Annotated in this window: 13 protein-coding genes; 6 read left to right on the forward strand and 7 right to left on the reverse strand. The window is 40.9% G+C overall.

Features of this window, described 5'->3' with window-relative positions:
• Positions 1–59: 59 nt before the first annotated feature.
• The gene (gene cls, locus R2Q94_RS17010) at positions 60–1,511 is read left to right on the forward strand and encodes a cardiolipin synthase (RefSeq protein ID WP_316822669.1); all 1,452 of its coding nucleotides are present in this window, start codon (positions 60–62) and stop codon (positions 1,509–1,511) included.
• 219 nt (positions 1,512–1,730) lie between these two features.
• Here the strand turns inward: cls and R2Q94_RS17015 are convergent, their stop codons facing one another.
• The 5 genes from R2Q94_RS17015 to R2Q94_RS17035 all read right to left on the reverse strand — a co-directional run bounded on the left by R2Q94_RS17015 (position 1,731) and on the right by R2Q94_RS17035 (position 6,272).
• Positions 1,731–2,891: an iron-containing alcohol dehydrogenase gene (locus tag R2Q94_RS17015; RefSeq protein WP_316822670.1), complete on the reverse strand. Its 1,161-nt coding sequence runs from the start codon at positions 2,889–2,891 to the stop codon at positions 1,731–1,733.
• Positions 2,892–2,917: 26 nt separating this feature from the next.
• On the reverse strand, positions 2,918–3,913 hold the full coding sequence (locus R2Q94_RS17020; RefSeq protein WP_316822671.1) for an NADP-dependent oxidoreductase: 996 nt from the start codon (positions 3,911–3,913) through the stop codon (positions 2,918–2,920).
• 19 nt (positions 3,914–3,932) lie between these two features.
• Entirely contained in the window at positions 3,933–4,370 is a 438-nt protein-coding gene (locus tag R2Q94_RS17025) for a MarR family winged helix-turn-helix transcriptional regulator (RefSeq protein ID WP_316822672.1), read from the reverse strand.
• A 107-nt stretch (positions 4,371–4,477) separates the two neighbouring features.
• Entirely contained in the window at positions 4,478–5,206 is a 729-nt protein-coding gene (locus tag R2Q94_RS17030) for a LytTR family DNA-binding domain-containing protein (protein WP_316822673.1), read from the reverse strand.
• Positions 5,181–6,272, reverse strand: a complete 1,092-nt coding sequence (locus R2Q94_RS17035) for a sensor histidine kinase (protein WP_316822674.1) — start codon at positions 6,270–6,272, stop codon at positions 5,181–5,183. The genes R2Q94_RS17030 and R2Q94_RS17035 overlap by 26 nt, the downstream gene beginning before the upstream one ends.
• A 184-nt stretch (positions 6,273–6,456) precedes the next feature.
• Between R2Q94_RS17035 and R2Q94_RS17040 the strand changes: the two genes are divergently transcribed.
• From R2Q94_RS17040 to R2Q94_RS17055, 4 genes are read left to right on the forward strand one after another with little or no spacing between them, the layout of a single operon-like run.
• Positions 6,457–7,809 (forward strand): TolC family protein, encoded by a 1,353-nt coding sequence (locus R2Q94_RS17040; RefSeq protein ID WP_316822675.1) that lies wholly within the window; start codon positions 6,457–6,459, stop codon positions 7,807–7,809.
• 2 nt (positions 7,810–7,811) lie between these two features.
• Positions 7,812–9,056, forward strand: coding sequence for an efflux RND transporter periplasmic adaptor subunit (locus R2Q94_RS17045; protein WP_316822676.1), 1,245 nt, complete (start codon positions 7,812–7,814; stop codon positions 9,054–9,056).
• On the forward strand, positions 9,053–9,802 hold the full coding sequence (locus R2Q94_RS17050; protein WP_316822677.1) for an ABC transporter ATP-binding protein: 750 nt from the start codon (positions 9,053–9,055) through the stop codon (positions 9,800–9,802). The genes R2Q94_RS17045 and R2Q94_RS17050 overlap by 4 nt, the downstream gene beginning before the upstream one ends.
• Positions 9,803–9,815: 13 nt before the next feature.
• Positions 9,816–11,033, forward strand: a complete 1,218-nt coding sequence (locus R2Q94_RS17055; RefSeq protein WP_316822678.1) for an ABC transporter permease — start codon at positions 9,816–9,818, stop codon at positions 11,031–11,033.
• Between the two features lie 5 nt (positions 11,034–11,038).
• Here R2Q94_RS17055 and R2Q94_RS17060 read toward each other — a convergent pair whose 3' ends face one another.
• Positions 11,039–11,530 (reverse strand): Lrp/AsnC family transcriptional regulator, encoded by a 492-nt coding sequence (locus R2Q94_RS17060; RefSeq protein ID WP_316822679.1) that lies wholly within the window; start codon positions 11,528–11,530, stop codon positions 11,039–11,041.
• Positions 11,531–11,661: 131 nt separating this feature from the next.
• On the opposite strand from R2Q94_RS17060, the gene R2Q94_RS17065 reads away from it, so the two are divergent.
• On the forward strand, positions 11,662–13,056 hold the full coding sequence (locus R2Q94_RS17065; RefSeq protein WP_316822680.1) for an MFS transporter: 1,395 nt from the start codon (positions 11,662–11,664) through the stop codon (positions 13,054–13,056).
• Between the two features lie 6 nt (positions 13,057–13,062).
• Here R2Q94_RS17065 and R2Q94_RS17070 read toward each other — a convergent pair whose 3' ends face one another.
• The gene (locus R2Q94_RS17070) at positions 13,063–14,955 is read right to left on the reverse strand and encodes an ATP-binding protein (protein WP_316822681.1); all 1,893 of its coding nucleotides are present in this window, start codon (positions 14,953–14,955) and stop codon (positions 13,063–13,065) included.
• Positions 14,956–14,997 lie beyond the last annotated feature (42 nt).

Consider the following 14,997-nt stretch of genomic DNA (forward strand, 5'->3'; position numbering starts at 1 on the left):
TGTTATCATAGCTCAAACCAAATGATCATTTTTCCGTTTGTATAGTAAAGTGCCCCTTTATGAAATGGATTCTTGTTTTTGAAATTGCTTACGTTCTCTTTATTATTGCGGTTTGTCTCCGCATCATTTACGATACCAGATCTGTCAGCAAAACCCTCGCTTACTTATTGCTTGCAGTGTTTTTACCCGTTGTAGGTGTGATCATTTACTTTTCATTTGGCATTAATTATCGGGTCAGGAAGATTTACAATAAAAAAATCATTTCCGATGAACGACAACTTCAAAAAGTTACCGCCAGAATCATGAAGAGTTCAGAAAAAACCATCGAAGAGATGGATCCGCCTCTTCGAAAGTTCAAAAAACTTAGCCAATTATTGCTCAATAGCAACATGAGTGGCTTAAGCGGGAATAATGAAGTAAAACTGCTAATCAACGGGGAGCAGAAATTCCCGGAAGTATTACAATCCCTGCGGGAAGCAAAGCACCACATTCACCTGGAATACTACATTTTTGAAGATGAAAAAATAGGTAATGAAATCAAGGAAATCCTGATTGAAAAAGCCCTGTCAGGTGTGCAGGTCCGCTTTATCTATGATGATTTCGGCAGTCGCTCTATCCGGAAGAAGCTCGTACCTGAACTTAGAAAAGCTGGTGTAGAAGCCTATCCATTTTACAAAGTAATTTTTATCGCACTAGCGAACCGCCTCAATTACAGAAATCACAGAAAAATTATCATTATTGATGGAGATATTGCCTTTACGGGGGGCATTAATATCAGCGACCGTTACATCAACGATCCAAAGTACAATGACAAACTTTTCTGGAGGGATACGCATTTAAAAATTAAGGGTACCGGTGTACATTACTTACAACACCTCTTTATATCGGACTGGAATTTCTGTGCTGGGAAGGATTTAGTGATACAGCCAGAATTTTTCAATTTCAAAGAAAACCCGGATGGGAAAGTAGACCTTCAAATCGCAGCAAGTGGCCCGGATTCAGACCATCCTACCATCTTACTCAACCTCATTCAAGCCATTGGCATGGCAGATCAGGAGATCTTAATCACCAGCCCATACTTTATCCCCGGGATCAGTATGCTCGATGCGCTTTATGTTGCTGCATTAAGTGGAGTAAAGATTAAACTGCTGGTGCCCTTTGAATCAGATTCTGTATGGGTAGCAGCCGCAGCACGTTCTTACTATCAGGAATTACTGGATGTGGGCGTAGAGATTTATCAGTATCAAAAAGGCTTTATTCATGCAAAAACCATGGTGATCGACGAACAGCTTTCCTTTATAGGGACTGCCAATATGGACGAACGTAGTTTTGAACTTAATTTCGAAGTCAATACAGTAGTGTATGATGAAGGAATTGCAAAACAACTAAAAGCAGCTTTCCAAGAGGACCTGGAGGTTTCCAAACTGATTGATGCCCCAATGTGGTTTGCAAGATCTGCATGGGTACAGTTACCAGAAAAAATTGCACGTTTGCTTTCTCCACTATTGTAAGACAGAGTATAAGCGAAGTGTTTACAAGGACTAAACATGCATTGTTTGTGATTTTTAAAACAATAAAAATCAATACATTACAAAAACCACCTCAACTTTAAAATAAACTAAATACACCTTTAGCACGATTAAATCAACTTAAAAAAGCGCTAGAAAAAAGAATGCCGGTTTCCTGAAGTATTCAGAAAACCGGCATTATTATGATGAGCAAAAAAACAATTAATAGCTCATTTCTACAATTTTCTCTACATCTGATGGAGCAAGGGTTTTATGTTCCCCTAATCCCAGCCAACCTCTTTCTGTAAAGCGCTTCGAGATCTTCTGCGCTGTTCCTTCATAATCATCGGTATATTCAGAAAGCGAAGTTTTAATATCCATGGCATGGAAGAAGTCTTCAGTTCTCGCAATTGCTGCATTCGCAATGTCATCAATACTACCTGAAGTAATTCCCCATACACGCTGACCATATTGTGCCAGTTTCTCTTTCTTTGCTTCGAAATTATATCGATAATGACTTGGTGCAATGATTGCCAGTGTTCTAGCGTGATCAATTCCGAATAAGGCAGTCAACTCATGACCCATAGCGTGTACTGCCCAGTCGGTAGGCACACCTTTCTGAATCAATCCGTTCAATGCCATGGTACAGCTCCACATAAAGTTTGCCGCAGCCTCATAATCTTCAGGATTTTCAATCACCTTCGGACCAATCTCAATTAAGGTTTGCAGGATACTTTCCGCAAAGCGGTCCTGCAAATGTGCAGCAGCAGGATAGGTCATGTATTGTTCTAAAACATGGGTAAAAGCATCAGTCACCCCATTCACCAATTGACGCTTAGGAATAGATTTAATCACCTCAGGATCAAGAATCGAAAACTCAGGGAACAAGCCGGGACCTCCCATTGCCAATTTTTCCTGTGTTTCCTTACGGGTGATCACTGCTCCTGAATTCATCTCTGAACCAGTTGCAGGTAAGGTCAATACAGCTGCAAAGGGCAGGCCTTTTTCTGTCCTGATGTTTTGCTTCAGGATATCCCAGGGCTGATCACCCTGGTATAGTGCTGCGGCAGAAAGAAATTTCACTCCATCAATTACAGATCCACCTCCAACGGCCAGCATATAAGTCACCTTTTCATCCTTGATCACTTTTAGTGCCTGCATCAAAACTTCATACTCAGGGTTTGCAGGAATTCCAGAAAACTCCAATACCTCAAAACCTTTCAAGGCATCCATCACCTGCTCATAAACCCCATTAGTTTTGATGCTACCGCCACCATAAAGCACCAGTACTTTAGCGCCTACAGGAATTTCTGTACTGATCTTTTTTATTTCCCCTTTTCCAAAGATAATCTTGGTCGGGTTTTTAAATTCAAAATTTAGCATCTTGATTGGATTGTTTTATTTTAATATTAAATTTTAACTATCATTTTACCTTCATTCTTACCTTCAAAAAGGCCAAGGAAAGCCTGAGGAATCTGATCAAATCCTTCCACTACAGTTTCCGCGTAAGTCAGTTTACCTTCTTTTAACCAGGTACTCATTTGCGCGATTGCTGCAGGAAATTTATCTGCAAAAACAGACACGATAAAGCCTTGCATCAAAGCACTTTTAATGACCATAGTGGTTTGGATGCGCGGTCCAACGTCTACTGAGGTATTGTTATATAAGGAAATCGCACCACAAACCGGAATACGGGCATACCTATTGATATTAGCGAGTACGGCATCAGAAATGGCACCTCCTACATTGTCAAAATACACATCTACCCCATTCGGACAAGCGGCTTTGACTGCAGCTGTCATGTCGGTAGTTGTTTTATAATTAATCGCTTCATCGAAATGGAATTTAGATTTTAGCATTTCTACCTTTTCATCCGTACCTGCGATACCAACTACTCTGCAGCCTAAAATCTTTCCAATCTGCCCCACAACCGTTCCTACAGCACCTGCTGCACCAGAAACTACGATGGTCTCCCCTGCTTTTGGTTTACCAATTTCCAGCAAACCGCAATAAGCAGTTAAACCGGTCATTCCAAGGATGCCCAGATAAGCACTTAAATCTGCCGCATTAGGATCTACTTTGATCAGACCATTTCCATCATGACATTGGTATTCTTTCCATTCCAGATGTCCGGAAACAAAATCCCCCTTTTCAAAACCGGCCAGTTTACTTTCGATCACCTCCGCAACCACACCGGAAGCCATTGGTTTATTCAATTCAAAAGCTGGGATATAAGATTCCGAATCATTCATTCTGCCCCTTAAATACGGGTCTACAGAAACATATGTTGTCTTTAACAATACCTGTCCATCATGAGCCACAGGCATTGCTTCTTCTATAAATTTAAAATCACTCAACACCGGTTTACCTACCGGTCTTGCGTTCAAAAGAATTACTTTATTCATAGCCATTTTCTTTACAATTTTATTTTCTTAATTTTTCAAGGAGCTCATTTAACAGGTCAGCATCTTCGCTATTGAGCTCCAATACCCCCTGATCAATAATTGCCCTGGCCTCCGTTTTTAGCTTCAGTCCCTCCACACTTAACTTAACATAAACCACACGTTGATCGGATAAGTTTCGCTCCTTAACAATTAATCCTTTATCCATCAACTTATTGAGCAATCTGGAAACATTGGGCATCCGGTCTATCAATCTATCCTTGATCAGATTTACCGTAGCGGTTTGCCCCTCCTGCCCATGCAAAATACTCAACACATTAAACTGCTGTAGCGATAAGCCTGTTGGTTTTAGCGCCACTGCAATCTTATTGAGAATCCAGTTAGAAGTAAAAATGATATTTGTTGCTGCCCGCTGCTGGGGCGTCAAAAACTGGTGTTTTAATTCTTCTTCTATCTTCATGGGTATCATTTTTAAAGCCCCAACAGGAGCATATACAAAAGTATCATCCATGGATTATAATTCCAAGGAACACAAATAGAAAATTGCTTACTGAATGTCATTTTGAATTAAAGCCACTTTTTGAGGTAGGCGTTGAAAGCATCTTTATGCTGTTCAGAAAGTGCGATCAGGCGATCGCCAATGTATAAGGTATTTTTAGTCACCGCAGTGATCTTTTCTAAAGCAATGATATAAGAGCGATGAACCCGCATAAAGGATTTTGCAGGAAGTTTAAGTTCCAGCTCTTTCAGACTGCTGAGGGTAAGAATAGGTTTCTCTTTATTCTCCAGGTACACCTTTACATAATCTTTCAGTCCTTCGATGTACAAAATATCTTTAATTGCCACTCTGATCAGCTGGTACTCGACCTTCAGAAAGATAAATGGATCTGTGTTTACTTCTGGAACTCTGGGTGCTGATTTCATTTCTGCATACATCCGCCCTTTGTTGGCAGCAGTCAAGAATTCCTCGTAATCAAAAGGTTTCAATAAATAATCCAGTGCATCTACCTTATAGCCCTCCACCGCGAAATGATTAAATGCAGTGGTAAAAATAACTCTTGGGCCTGCGCCACCTGGCTGATGCTCCAGCATTCGGGCTACCTGAATTCCATTCAGGTCAGGCATCTGAATGTCCAGAAAAATAAGATCGACCTCCTCATGATGCAACATTTCCAATGCTTTCAATCCACTGGAAAAGCAACCTTTAAGCTCCAGAAAAGGCGTCTGTTCGATAAAGCTACACACTAAGCCCAGGGCCAGAGGTTCATCATCAACTGCTATACATTTCAGTACCATCAAGAATTAGTGTTAAATGAACGATAAAGGCATTTCCTGATTCAGTCTTCCCGGCTGAAAAAGTATGTTTTCCAGGGTACAACAAATCTAAACGCCGTTTTGTGTTGGTCAATCCAATCCCACCATAATCATCTGCCAAAGCAGTTTGTTCTTTGAAAATAGAGTTTTCAACTGACATTTCCAGCGTTTTACCATTCAAGTTCATCACAATACTAATTTCTGAAGCTTTAATCGTGCTCACCCCATGTTTGAATGCATTTTCTACATATGGAAGGAACAACATGGGGGCGATTACCAACTCTTCCCTTAAAACCGGTTTTTCAAAAGAGACCTTGACCGCATCACTTAAACGAAGCCTCATCAGCGCTATATAATCATTAATAAAAGAGAGTTCTTTACTCAGTGGTGTAATCCCTTGCTGAGTTTCGTAGAGCAAATAGCGCATCATCCGGGACAACTTATGCAATGCCTTTCTGGAACTTTCCACATCTACATGGGTAAGTGCATAAATATTATTTAAAGTATTGAAAAAGAAATGAGGATTGATTTGTGCCTTTAAAAAGGACAGTTCGGAAATGATCTTTTCCTTTTCTAAAGATTCTCTTAGCTGCTTATCGGCCTGCCATTTCTGGATCAAGGTTAAACTCGTGCTGATCCCAACAATCAACAGAATCATCATGATCAAAAAGAGATCTACTGCATCATCTCTTTTAGGCAACCTGGGAATGCCCATTTTACCAACTGCCCGCTCCATCAGTAATGGCAGATGTAATGCATTCTCCAGAAGTTTTACCAATGGTCCTGCAAGGAGGCAAATGGCCATTACGATAACAATGAACAGGATGTTGTTATTTTTCAATAAGACACGGGGAACCAATACGTAACTATTAATATAGAAAACTAGAATCAGGATACTAAGTACCAACCCCTGCTTAATCCAAAACTGCATCGGCAGGCGAATGTTCCAGGACAAAGGATGGTAGAAAAGTAAAATAAATGCCAATAAAGCCCAAAGCAGTATATGCAGAAGAATCGTCGTATACGAAGGGCTTTTTAAAGAGATCATCGCCTTTTAAATTAACTACAAATTCGATTGTACAAGGTACAGAAAGACCAAAATAAAGTTCAAATATCACCGTCGACAGATTCTCCCTATTGGTCGACGTGTTTTACTTCCCTGTCTATTCTGTTTTTTTTAACGCCAAAAGAAGCGTTGATTTGGGTAGTTATTAGCAGTTTAAATTTATCCCATGTTAAGATTCATTTTAAAAATCCTGCTCCTACCGGCTCTTGTATTTTCCAGCTTTCAAGGATATGGTCAGGACAGCAGTGTCCGCCAGGATACTGCCTTAAAAATCATCCCAGCAGTCTGGGATCTGGCCAGTTGTTTGCAATATGCCAAAACCAACAATCTTCAGATCAGAAGTCTGGTGCTCAATAAACAGAGCGCAGCAGAAGATCAGCTGCAAGCTAAATCCGCATTATTGCCCAACTTATCCGCTTCTGCATCCCAATCTTTTAACCATTATAATGTTACACAAAGTACGGCGGGCAACGCGATCAATACTTCGGGTTCTTATGGCCTGAATTCGTCCTGGACTTTATTTAAAGGAGGATATTTAAAAACAGATATCAGGCAAAAAGAACTTTCGGTACAGTCTGCAGGGTTAAGCATTCTGGAAACAGAAAATGACATCACCTTACAAATCACACAAGCTTACCTCAGTATTCTGCTGGATAAGGAAAGTATCGTTTATAATCAGGACCTGGTTAAAACCTCAGAAGCACAGCTTGCACAATCCAGAAATCGTTTCAAAGCAGGCGCTGCTGCTCAAAAGGAAGTCGCACAATTTGAAGCGCAGCTGGCCACCGACAATTACAATTTAACCGCCTCTCAAAACGCAGAACGCCAGGACAAAATCACCTTAAAACAGCTGCTTCAACTTCCGGAATCCAAAAATTTCGACATTGTAAAACCAGATACACTGATTGGTGCAACGACCATCCCTGATCTTGAAACCGTACAAAAATATGCGCTTCAAAACCGTCCGGAAGTTAAAAATGCAGAATTGGGTATTCAAATTTCCGATCTCAACCTCAGCAAGGCCAAATCAGGATTTCTGCCTACCCTGACTTTAGGTGCTGGAATTGGCTCTAATTATGCGAATGACCCAAATTACAATGTATTCAAACAACTCAACAATAATTTCAATCAGCAGGCAGGATTGACTCTTTCTGTTCCAATTTTCAGCAACAGAATTAATAAAACCAATGTGGCAAAAGCCCGGATCAGTCTTGAGCAATCGCGTTTAAGTCTGGAGAACACAAAGACCACATTGGCCTTGACAACAGAAAAAGCTTTAATTACGGCAGAGAACAGCAAAACCCAGCTTCTTTCTGCGACTGAACAACTGAAATACAATACAGAAGTTTACCGCATTGCAAATCAGGAATTAAAGATCGGGGCAGCTAATATTGTCGACTTCTACCAACAACGGAACCTGTATGTACAGGCCATGCAAGCCTACATACAGGCTAAGTACAATGCATTGCTGGCCGCTAAAATCTATGAATTCTATCTTGGAACCCCTATAAAACTATAACGATGAAACCGAAAAAAATCTTCCTCATACTTGCCTCTGTCCTTGTATTATTCGGTATCTGGTATTTCTTTTTTAGGAGTAAGGAACAACAGCTGAGCCTCAACACAGAAAAACCAGTAATTGGCCCCATCTCCACTAGTGTCACAGCAACAGGCACGGTTCAACCGGTAGATACCGTAACGGTAGGTACCCAGGTTTCCGGAACCATTTCTGCCCTTTATGCCGACTTCAATTCTACCGTAAAAAAGGGAGAGTTACTCGCCGAGCTGGATAAAGTATTGCTCCAATCCACCGTAGATCAGGCAAAAGCAAGTCTGCTACAGGCGCAAAGCAATCAAACCTATCAGCAGGCAAATTATAGCCGGCAGAAACAACTCTTTGAAACAGGTTCCATTAGCAAGGCGGATTACGACCTTGCTTTAAACACCTTACAAGTAGCTAAAGCGACTGTCAGCAACGTTCAGGCGCAATTAAAAGCTGCACAACGAAACCTGTCTTTTACACAAATTTACTCTCCCATTGATGGCGTAGTGCTCAGTAGAAGTGTCAGCATTGGCCAGACTGTAGCTGCGAGTTTCAGCACACCGACCTTATTTACTATCGCTAAGGATATTACTAAAATGCAGGTTCAGGCAAAAGTGGATGAAGCGGATATTGGTAATGTTAAAACCGGGCAACGTTCTACTTTTACAGTAGATGCTTTTATTGACGATACCTTCAATGGAACAGTTAAGGAAATCCGTTTACAACCGGCTATTTCTGCTAATGTGGTGACTTATGCCACTTTAATTGATGCTCCAAATGATGATAAGAAACTTAAACCTGGGATGACGGCCAATATTATTATTTATACCAAAGAAATCAATGATGCACTACTTGTTTCTGCTCAGGCTCTAAAATTCCACCCGGATTCCTCACTTTCCAAACAATATCAAATTATTGCTGATCAGGATCATCAAAAAAGAAGCGCAGGAAAAGGAAAAGGCATGAATCATAAGGCAAGGTCAGGAAAACCTGTTGATGGTGATGTGGTGGTAGATCCTGCCGCTTACGTCTGGGTTTTAGAAGGAAAAAAGCTGATTCAAAAGAAAATTAAAACAGGCTTAAACGACAATACCCATGTACAGGTATTGTCTGGACTGACTGAAAATGATGTGGTAGTGACCGGAACAAATGAACTGAATCTCTCCAGTCCAGCCCCAGCAGCAAGTAGTCCATTTATGCCAAAAAGAGGAGGCCGGCGATGAGCAACAAGAAAATCCTGGAAATCCAGAATGTAAAGCGCGACTTTATCATGGGTGACCAAATCGTGCGTGCCCTGAAGGGAGTTTCTTTTGATGTGAATGCAGGAGAATTCCTGACCATTATGGGCAGTAGTGGATCCGGTAAAACCACTTTATTAAATATGCTCGGTTGTCTGGATAAACCCAGCGAAGGCAGCTACATTCTGGATGGTGTAGATGTGAAAGGACTCAGCAGAGATGAGCTTGCTAAAATGAGAAACACCAAAATTGGTTTTGTTTTTCAGGCTTATAATCTCTTACCAAGAACTACAGCTTTAGAGAACGTAGAGCTTCCTTTATTATACAATCCAAACATCAGCACTAAGGAACGTAAGGAAAGAGCGATTGCAGCCTTACAGGCAGTTAAACTGGAGGATCGTTTTGACCATACCCCAAATCAACTTTCAGGCGGACAGCAGCAAAGGGTAGCCATTGCCAGAGCACTGGTTAATGAACCGGTAATGATTTTGGCTGATGAAGCTACAGGAAACCTCGATACACGGACTTCTTATGAGATCATGGCCTTAATGCAGGAACTGAATCAGAATGGCAAAACCATTGTATTTGTCACGCATGAGCCAGACATTGCCGCATTCAGTAGCCGGACGGTGATGTTAAAAGATGGTCGGGTACAAAAAGACACGATAAATGAAAATCCACGTTCCGCAAAAACAGCCTTGTCTGAATTGCCTGTGACCGATGATTATTAAATAATATCAAGCAATGAAAATACTTAACCTGATCAAACTTGCCATAAGGGCATTGCAACGCAATAAGTTGCGTGCCCTGCTTACCATGTTGGGGATCATCATTGGCGTTGCTTCCGTGATTACCATGATGTCTATTGGCGAGGGTTCCAAACAGAGTATCAATGCATCATTGGCAAGTATGGGTTCCAATATGATCACCATTCAACCTTACAGCAATGAGCCTGGAGGCCCAAGAATGATGGGGAGTAGTCTAAAGACCCTGACCATTAAAGACGTGGAAGCCTTAAAAAAAGCACCTGATATTGCGCTCATCTCTCCATTGGCTTCTTCCAACGGACAGGCCATCAATGGGGCAAACAATTGGCCAACCACCATTCAGGGGGTGAGCCCGGATTACCTGGAGATCAGAAAAGTAGTGGTAAAAGAAGGAATAATGTTTTCAGAACAGGACCTGAGGGCTTCTGCCAAAGTTTGTTTATTAGGTAAAACGGTAGTCGACAATCTTTTTCCAAATGGGGATGATCCCATCGGTAAAATCATTCGATTTGGAAAAATCCCTTTCCAGGTTATAGGGGTATTGGTACCTAAAGGAACCAGTAATTTCGGACAGGATCAGGACGACATCATCATTGCACCATATACTACTGTGCAGAAAAGAATCTTATCAACCATTTATTTTGGAAGTATTTATGCCTCTGCCATCAGAGAAGATGCTTCTGATGCCGCGGTAACTGAAATTACTTCAATATTGAGAGAAACTCACCACCTCCGTGACAATCAGGACAATGATTTTCAAGTGCGTACACAGGCAGAACTGATGACCATGATGAACTCCACCAGTAGTATGATGACGGCTTTATTAACCGCAGTAGCCAGTATTTCCCTCTTAATTGGTGGAATTGGCATTATGAACATCATGTATGTTTCTGTGACCGAACGTACACGGGAAATTGGCCTCAGAATGTCTATTGGCGCTCGTGGAATAGATATTTTACTACAGTTTTTAATCGAAGCGGTGATGATCAGTATCACCGGTGGCGTCATTGGCGTCTTGCTTGGCATTACCGCAGCCATCTTTATTCCATCTATGCTCAACTGGCCGACTGTAATTTCAGAATCTTCTATCGTAATTTCATTCCTGGTCTGTGCGATCACCGGTATCTTTTTCGGGTATTACCCAGCTCTAAAAGCTTCCCGATTAGATCCTATCGAAGCCTTACACTACGAATAAGAAAATTATAACAAGCGATGGGTATCTTTAATGGTATCCATCACAAAAATGCTTTTCGTCTGCGCAATTCCCGGAATTTCACTTAGCTTATTCATGGAAAAAGAATGAAAGCTTTCCATACTTTCCGTTACAATTTTGAGCATAAAATCAAAATCACCGGATATATTATAGCATTCCGTCACTTCTTTGAAGGCCATTACTGCATCAATAAATTCCTGGGCTGCTTTCTTGTTGTGAACCTTCAAAGAAATCTGTACAATCACAATGATTCCCTTGTTGAGTTTCCTGTTGTCCAGTAAGGCCACATATTTTCTGATCACCCCCTCCCTTTCCATTCTTTTAATTCTTTCGTGGGTTGGAGTTGGACTTAAATGTACTTTAGATGCGATTTCACGAATGGTAAGCTTTGCATTTTCCTGCAGTAAGCGCATAATTTCATAATCTTTATCATCTAAAACCAGTGCAGTCTGGCGGACTTGTTCTGTTTGGATAGCCATAATCAGGATCAGTAATGCATTTGTTCTGTTAAATTAGATAATATTATTCATTTGTTCTAAATAAGCAGAACTTATTTTTAGTCTGTGTTATGAAAGTTACCTTTGTAAGGAAAATTTCCCCTTTACAATTTATGACTCAAAGAAAAAATCTTATCCTTGCCATTGCCTCTATTGGTATTTTTATAGAAGCATTGGACATTGCCATTGTCAATCTGGCCATCCCATCCATACAATCAGATTACGGGCTCAGCAGTGATAAGGTACAATGGCTACAAACACTTTATGTGTTGTTATACGGAGGATTTTTAATCATTGGCGGTAAGTTATCTGACCTTGTAGGGAAGAAAAATATATTCATGGCAGGTAGTGCGATATTTCTGATCACTTCTTTAGGTGCCGGTCTTTCGGGGTCTTTTGAAATGCTCGCCTTCTTTCGTGCAGCGCAGGGAATTGGAGCAGCACTGATCATGCCTTCGGCTTTCTCGATTGTCACCCATACTTTTACGGAATCCAGGGAGCGGGCAAAAGCCATTGGTATTTTTAGTTCGTTTGCAGCCATTGGATCTGGTAGTGGGCTCGCTCTGGGTGGGATTATCACCACTTTTTGGGGTTGGCACTGGATCTTTTTTGTTAATGTACCTGTTTTATTAATCATCATCGCTCTGGCCTGGTATTACCTTGCAGCAGATGAAATCACGAAATCTAAATCCAGACCAGACTTACTTTCAGGTGTTTTATTGGTCATTGTACTGTTAATGTTAAGTTATGGTGTTCATGAGTTGGGTAGAATCCGGGAAAATTACCTGATGTTAATTGGACTAACCATTGCTGTAATTACTGGTTTTAAAATCATTCAACACCGTTTAAAAGTTCAGGCAGAGCCTTTAATAGAAGTTTCCCTATTTCGCTCAAGGGCAACCACCACAGGGATTGGGGTCTTCTTCTTACTAGGAGCTTATTTTACCGGATATATGTTTTTACTGTCTTTGTTGATTCAGAAAGATATGAATTTTACAGCGGCCAAAGCAGGCGTAACCCTGGTACCATTCAGTATCATGTCTGCTTTATTCGCCAAATTTGTACTGCCTCCTTTAATGAGAAGACTTAATGTATGGCAAACCGGTGTTTTTGGGATGTCTTTAATGGTTGGGGGTGCAGGCTTTTTACTGGCTTCAGTATTAATGGATCATAATCTTATACTATTATTATGCTCTGCAGCTTGTGTATCCGGACTTGGGATGACCATCTGTTATACCAGCTTATCTGTAATTTCTGTACAGGGCATTCCACCACAGCATTACGGGCTTGCCTCTAGTTTGGCTTCCACCTCCTATTTTCTTGGTGGAGGTATTGGATTGTCGATTCTGTCTTTATTTATCAGCAGCCATGAAAGTGGAAGTTCGGTGAGTAAGGTCTCTATTCTGGTCTTGTGTGTGTATGCGATTGCCGCGCTTGCATGGCTGGCCGCTTATACAAAGAAACACGTTGCCCTGCAAAGACCAAGTCTTGCTGCAACTGTCAAATAAATATTTTTATCGATCATTGATCCAGTCTTCCGCAGACTGGATCTCTGTAAAGAATTGTATTCCAACATTCCCGATCGCAAGTTCAGCACTTTTTTTAGCTGAAAACTGACAGAACAGATCTTTGGATATGGTCCAGGCAAAATGAGTTAAGCCTGCTTTTTCCATCATTGGAAACCAAACTTTACCAATCCATTCGGAAGCATCAGACCAGGTGCCCAGAACATTCCGGTTATCACTTAGAATTTTAGTGCATTCGTTTGCCCTAAGCATGGCCAACATCACCATTGCCCCATGTTGTACAGATTCCTTACTGGTAAAACCAGTCCAGTGCGCATCTAAACGATGGTGAAGTTTATTATAGGAAATGCGCAGGTGATCATCTTCATAAGATTGGTGCTTTTCGAGCTGAGTATCCATAGGAACATGTTCCTTCAAGGGTAATCTAAAGTAAAAAGTAGATCCTGATCCCAGCTCACTTTCCAACCAAAAACTACCATGGTGTACTTTTAATATTTCTGAACAGATAAATAAACCCAGTCCCAGTCCCTCATAACGCAATTCTTCATTATCCACTCTATAATAGCGTTCAAATAAGCGGAGCATTTCAAAATCGGCAATACCTATTCCAAAATCCTGGACAGCTACTACAATATTATCAGACTTAATTTCCCCATTAATCAGCACCTTCCCTCCATTTGGGGAATATTTAACAGCATTCGTGAGGAAGTTAACCAGAACCTGTTCGATTCTCAGCCGATCGCCATTGAAAGGCAGGTCAATACTGTGTCTGAGCAAAAGTTCATGATCCGGCGACATGGCCTGAACACCAGCAACTGCAGATTCCATGATTTCAGCAAAATTAAATGGCTCTTTATCAAAAGTCATGTTTCCTGAATTGATCTTTGTGACATCCAGTAAATCTGTAATCAATTGCTCCAGGCGGTAAATATTGCTGGCAGATTTCTCGATAAATCCGTGTATTTTTTTCGGATCATTTGTTCTTTTCATCAATTGATTAAAGGCCTTTATGGAAGTTAAAGGGGTTTTCAACTCATGACTGGCAATTGCCAGGAACTCATCCTTTCTTTGTTCATTTGATTTTTGAACATCAATATTTGTATTGGTACCCATCCACATTTTCAGTTCTCCGCTTTCAACTAGTGGAATGGCCTTACCTAAATGCCATTTATATTGTCCATCTGCCATTCTAAGGCGAAATTCCACGCTATATTCGGAATTTTGTCCCAAAGCAAAACTCCATGCCCTGATGCAGGTCTGAAGATCGTCCGGGTGAACGAAAGATTGCCAGCCCAGTCCTCTCAGCTCCTCTTTTGTTTTTCCAAAATCACGGCAACAGATTTCGTTTACATAGTTAATAATTCCATAGGCAGTAGCTGTCCAGACCTGTTGAGGTACCGTATTGAGCAAAAACTCCAGGTGCTTTTCACTGGCAGCAATTTCCTTTTCCCGCTCTTTTTCCTTCTCTTGTGCGGAAATGAGGTTAGTCACATCGAAACTGTATTGAATAATGTACTGAATACTTCCATTTTCATCAAAAAACGGGGTATGAGTGATGTCCCAGTATCTAGAGATGGTAGCATTTTGACAATTTGGATCTGGTAATTCTAATCTCATTAATGGCAGCTGATGTGCCTTCCTGGTATAAAAGACCTGTTGAAAGGAAGCCTGGAATCCCAATTCAAATGGTACTGAGGCATTCTGTGGAAAGAGCTCAAAAAATTTCTTACCTTTTAATATGGCCCTTTTAAAGCCATGTGCAGCCAAATACCCATCATTAGCGGTAAGCACCAGCAATTCCGGAGAAAGCACCAGATAAATACCAGGTAAGGTTTCATACGTTTTTAAAAGCGCAGCAGGCAGTACAGCTATTTGTTCCATATCAATGAGTTTTTTAGTCTACAAGACTCATACCACAATATG

The organism is Pedobacter gandavensis (assembly GCF_032678465.1).
Taxonomy (GTDB): domain Bacteria; phylum Bacteroidota; class Bacteroidia; order Sphingobacteriales; family Sphingobacteriaceae; genus Pedobacter; species Pedobacter gandavensis_B.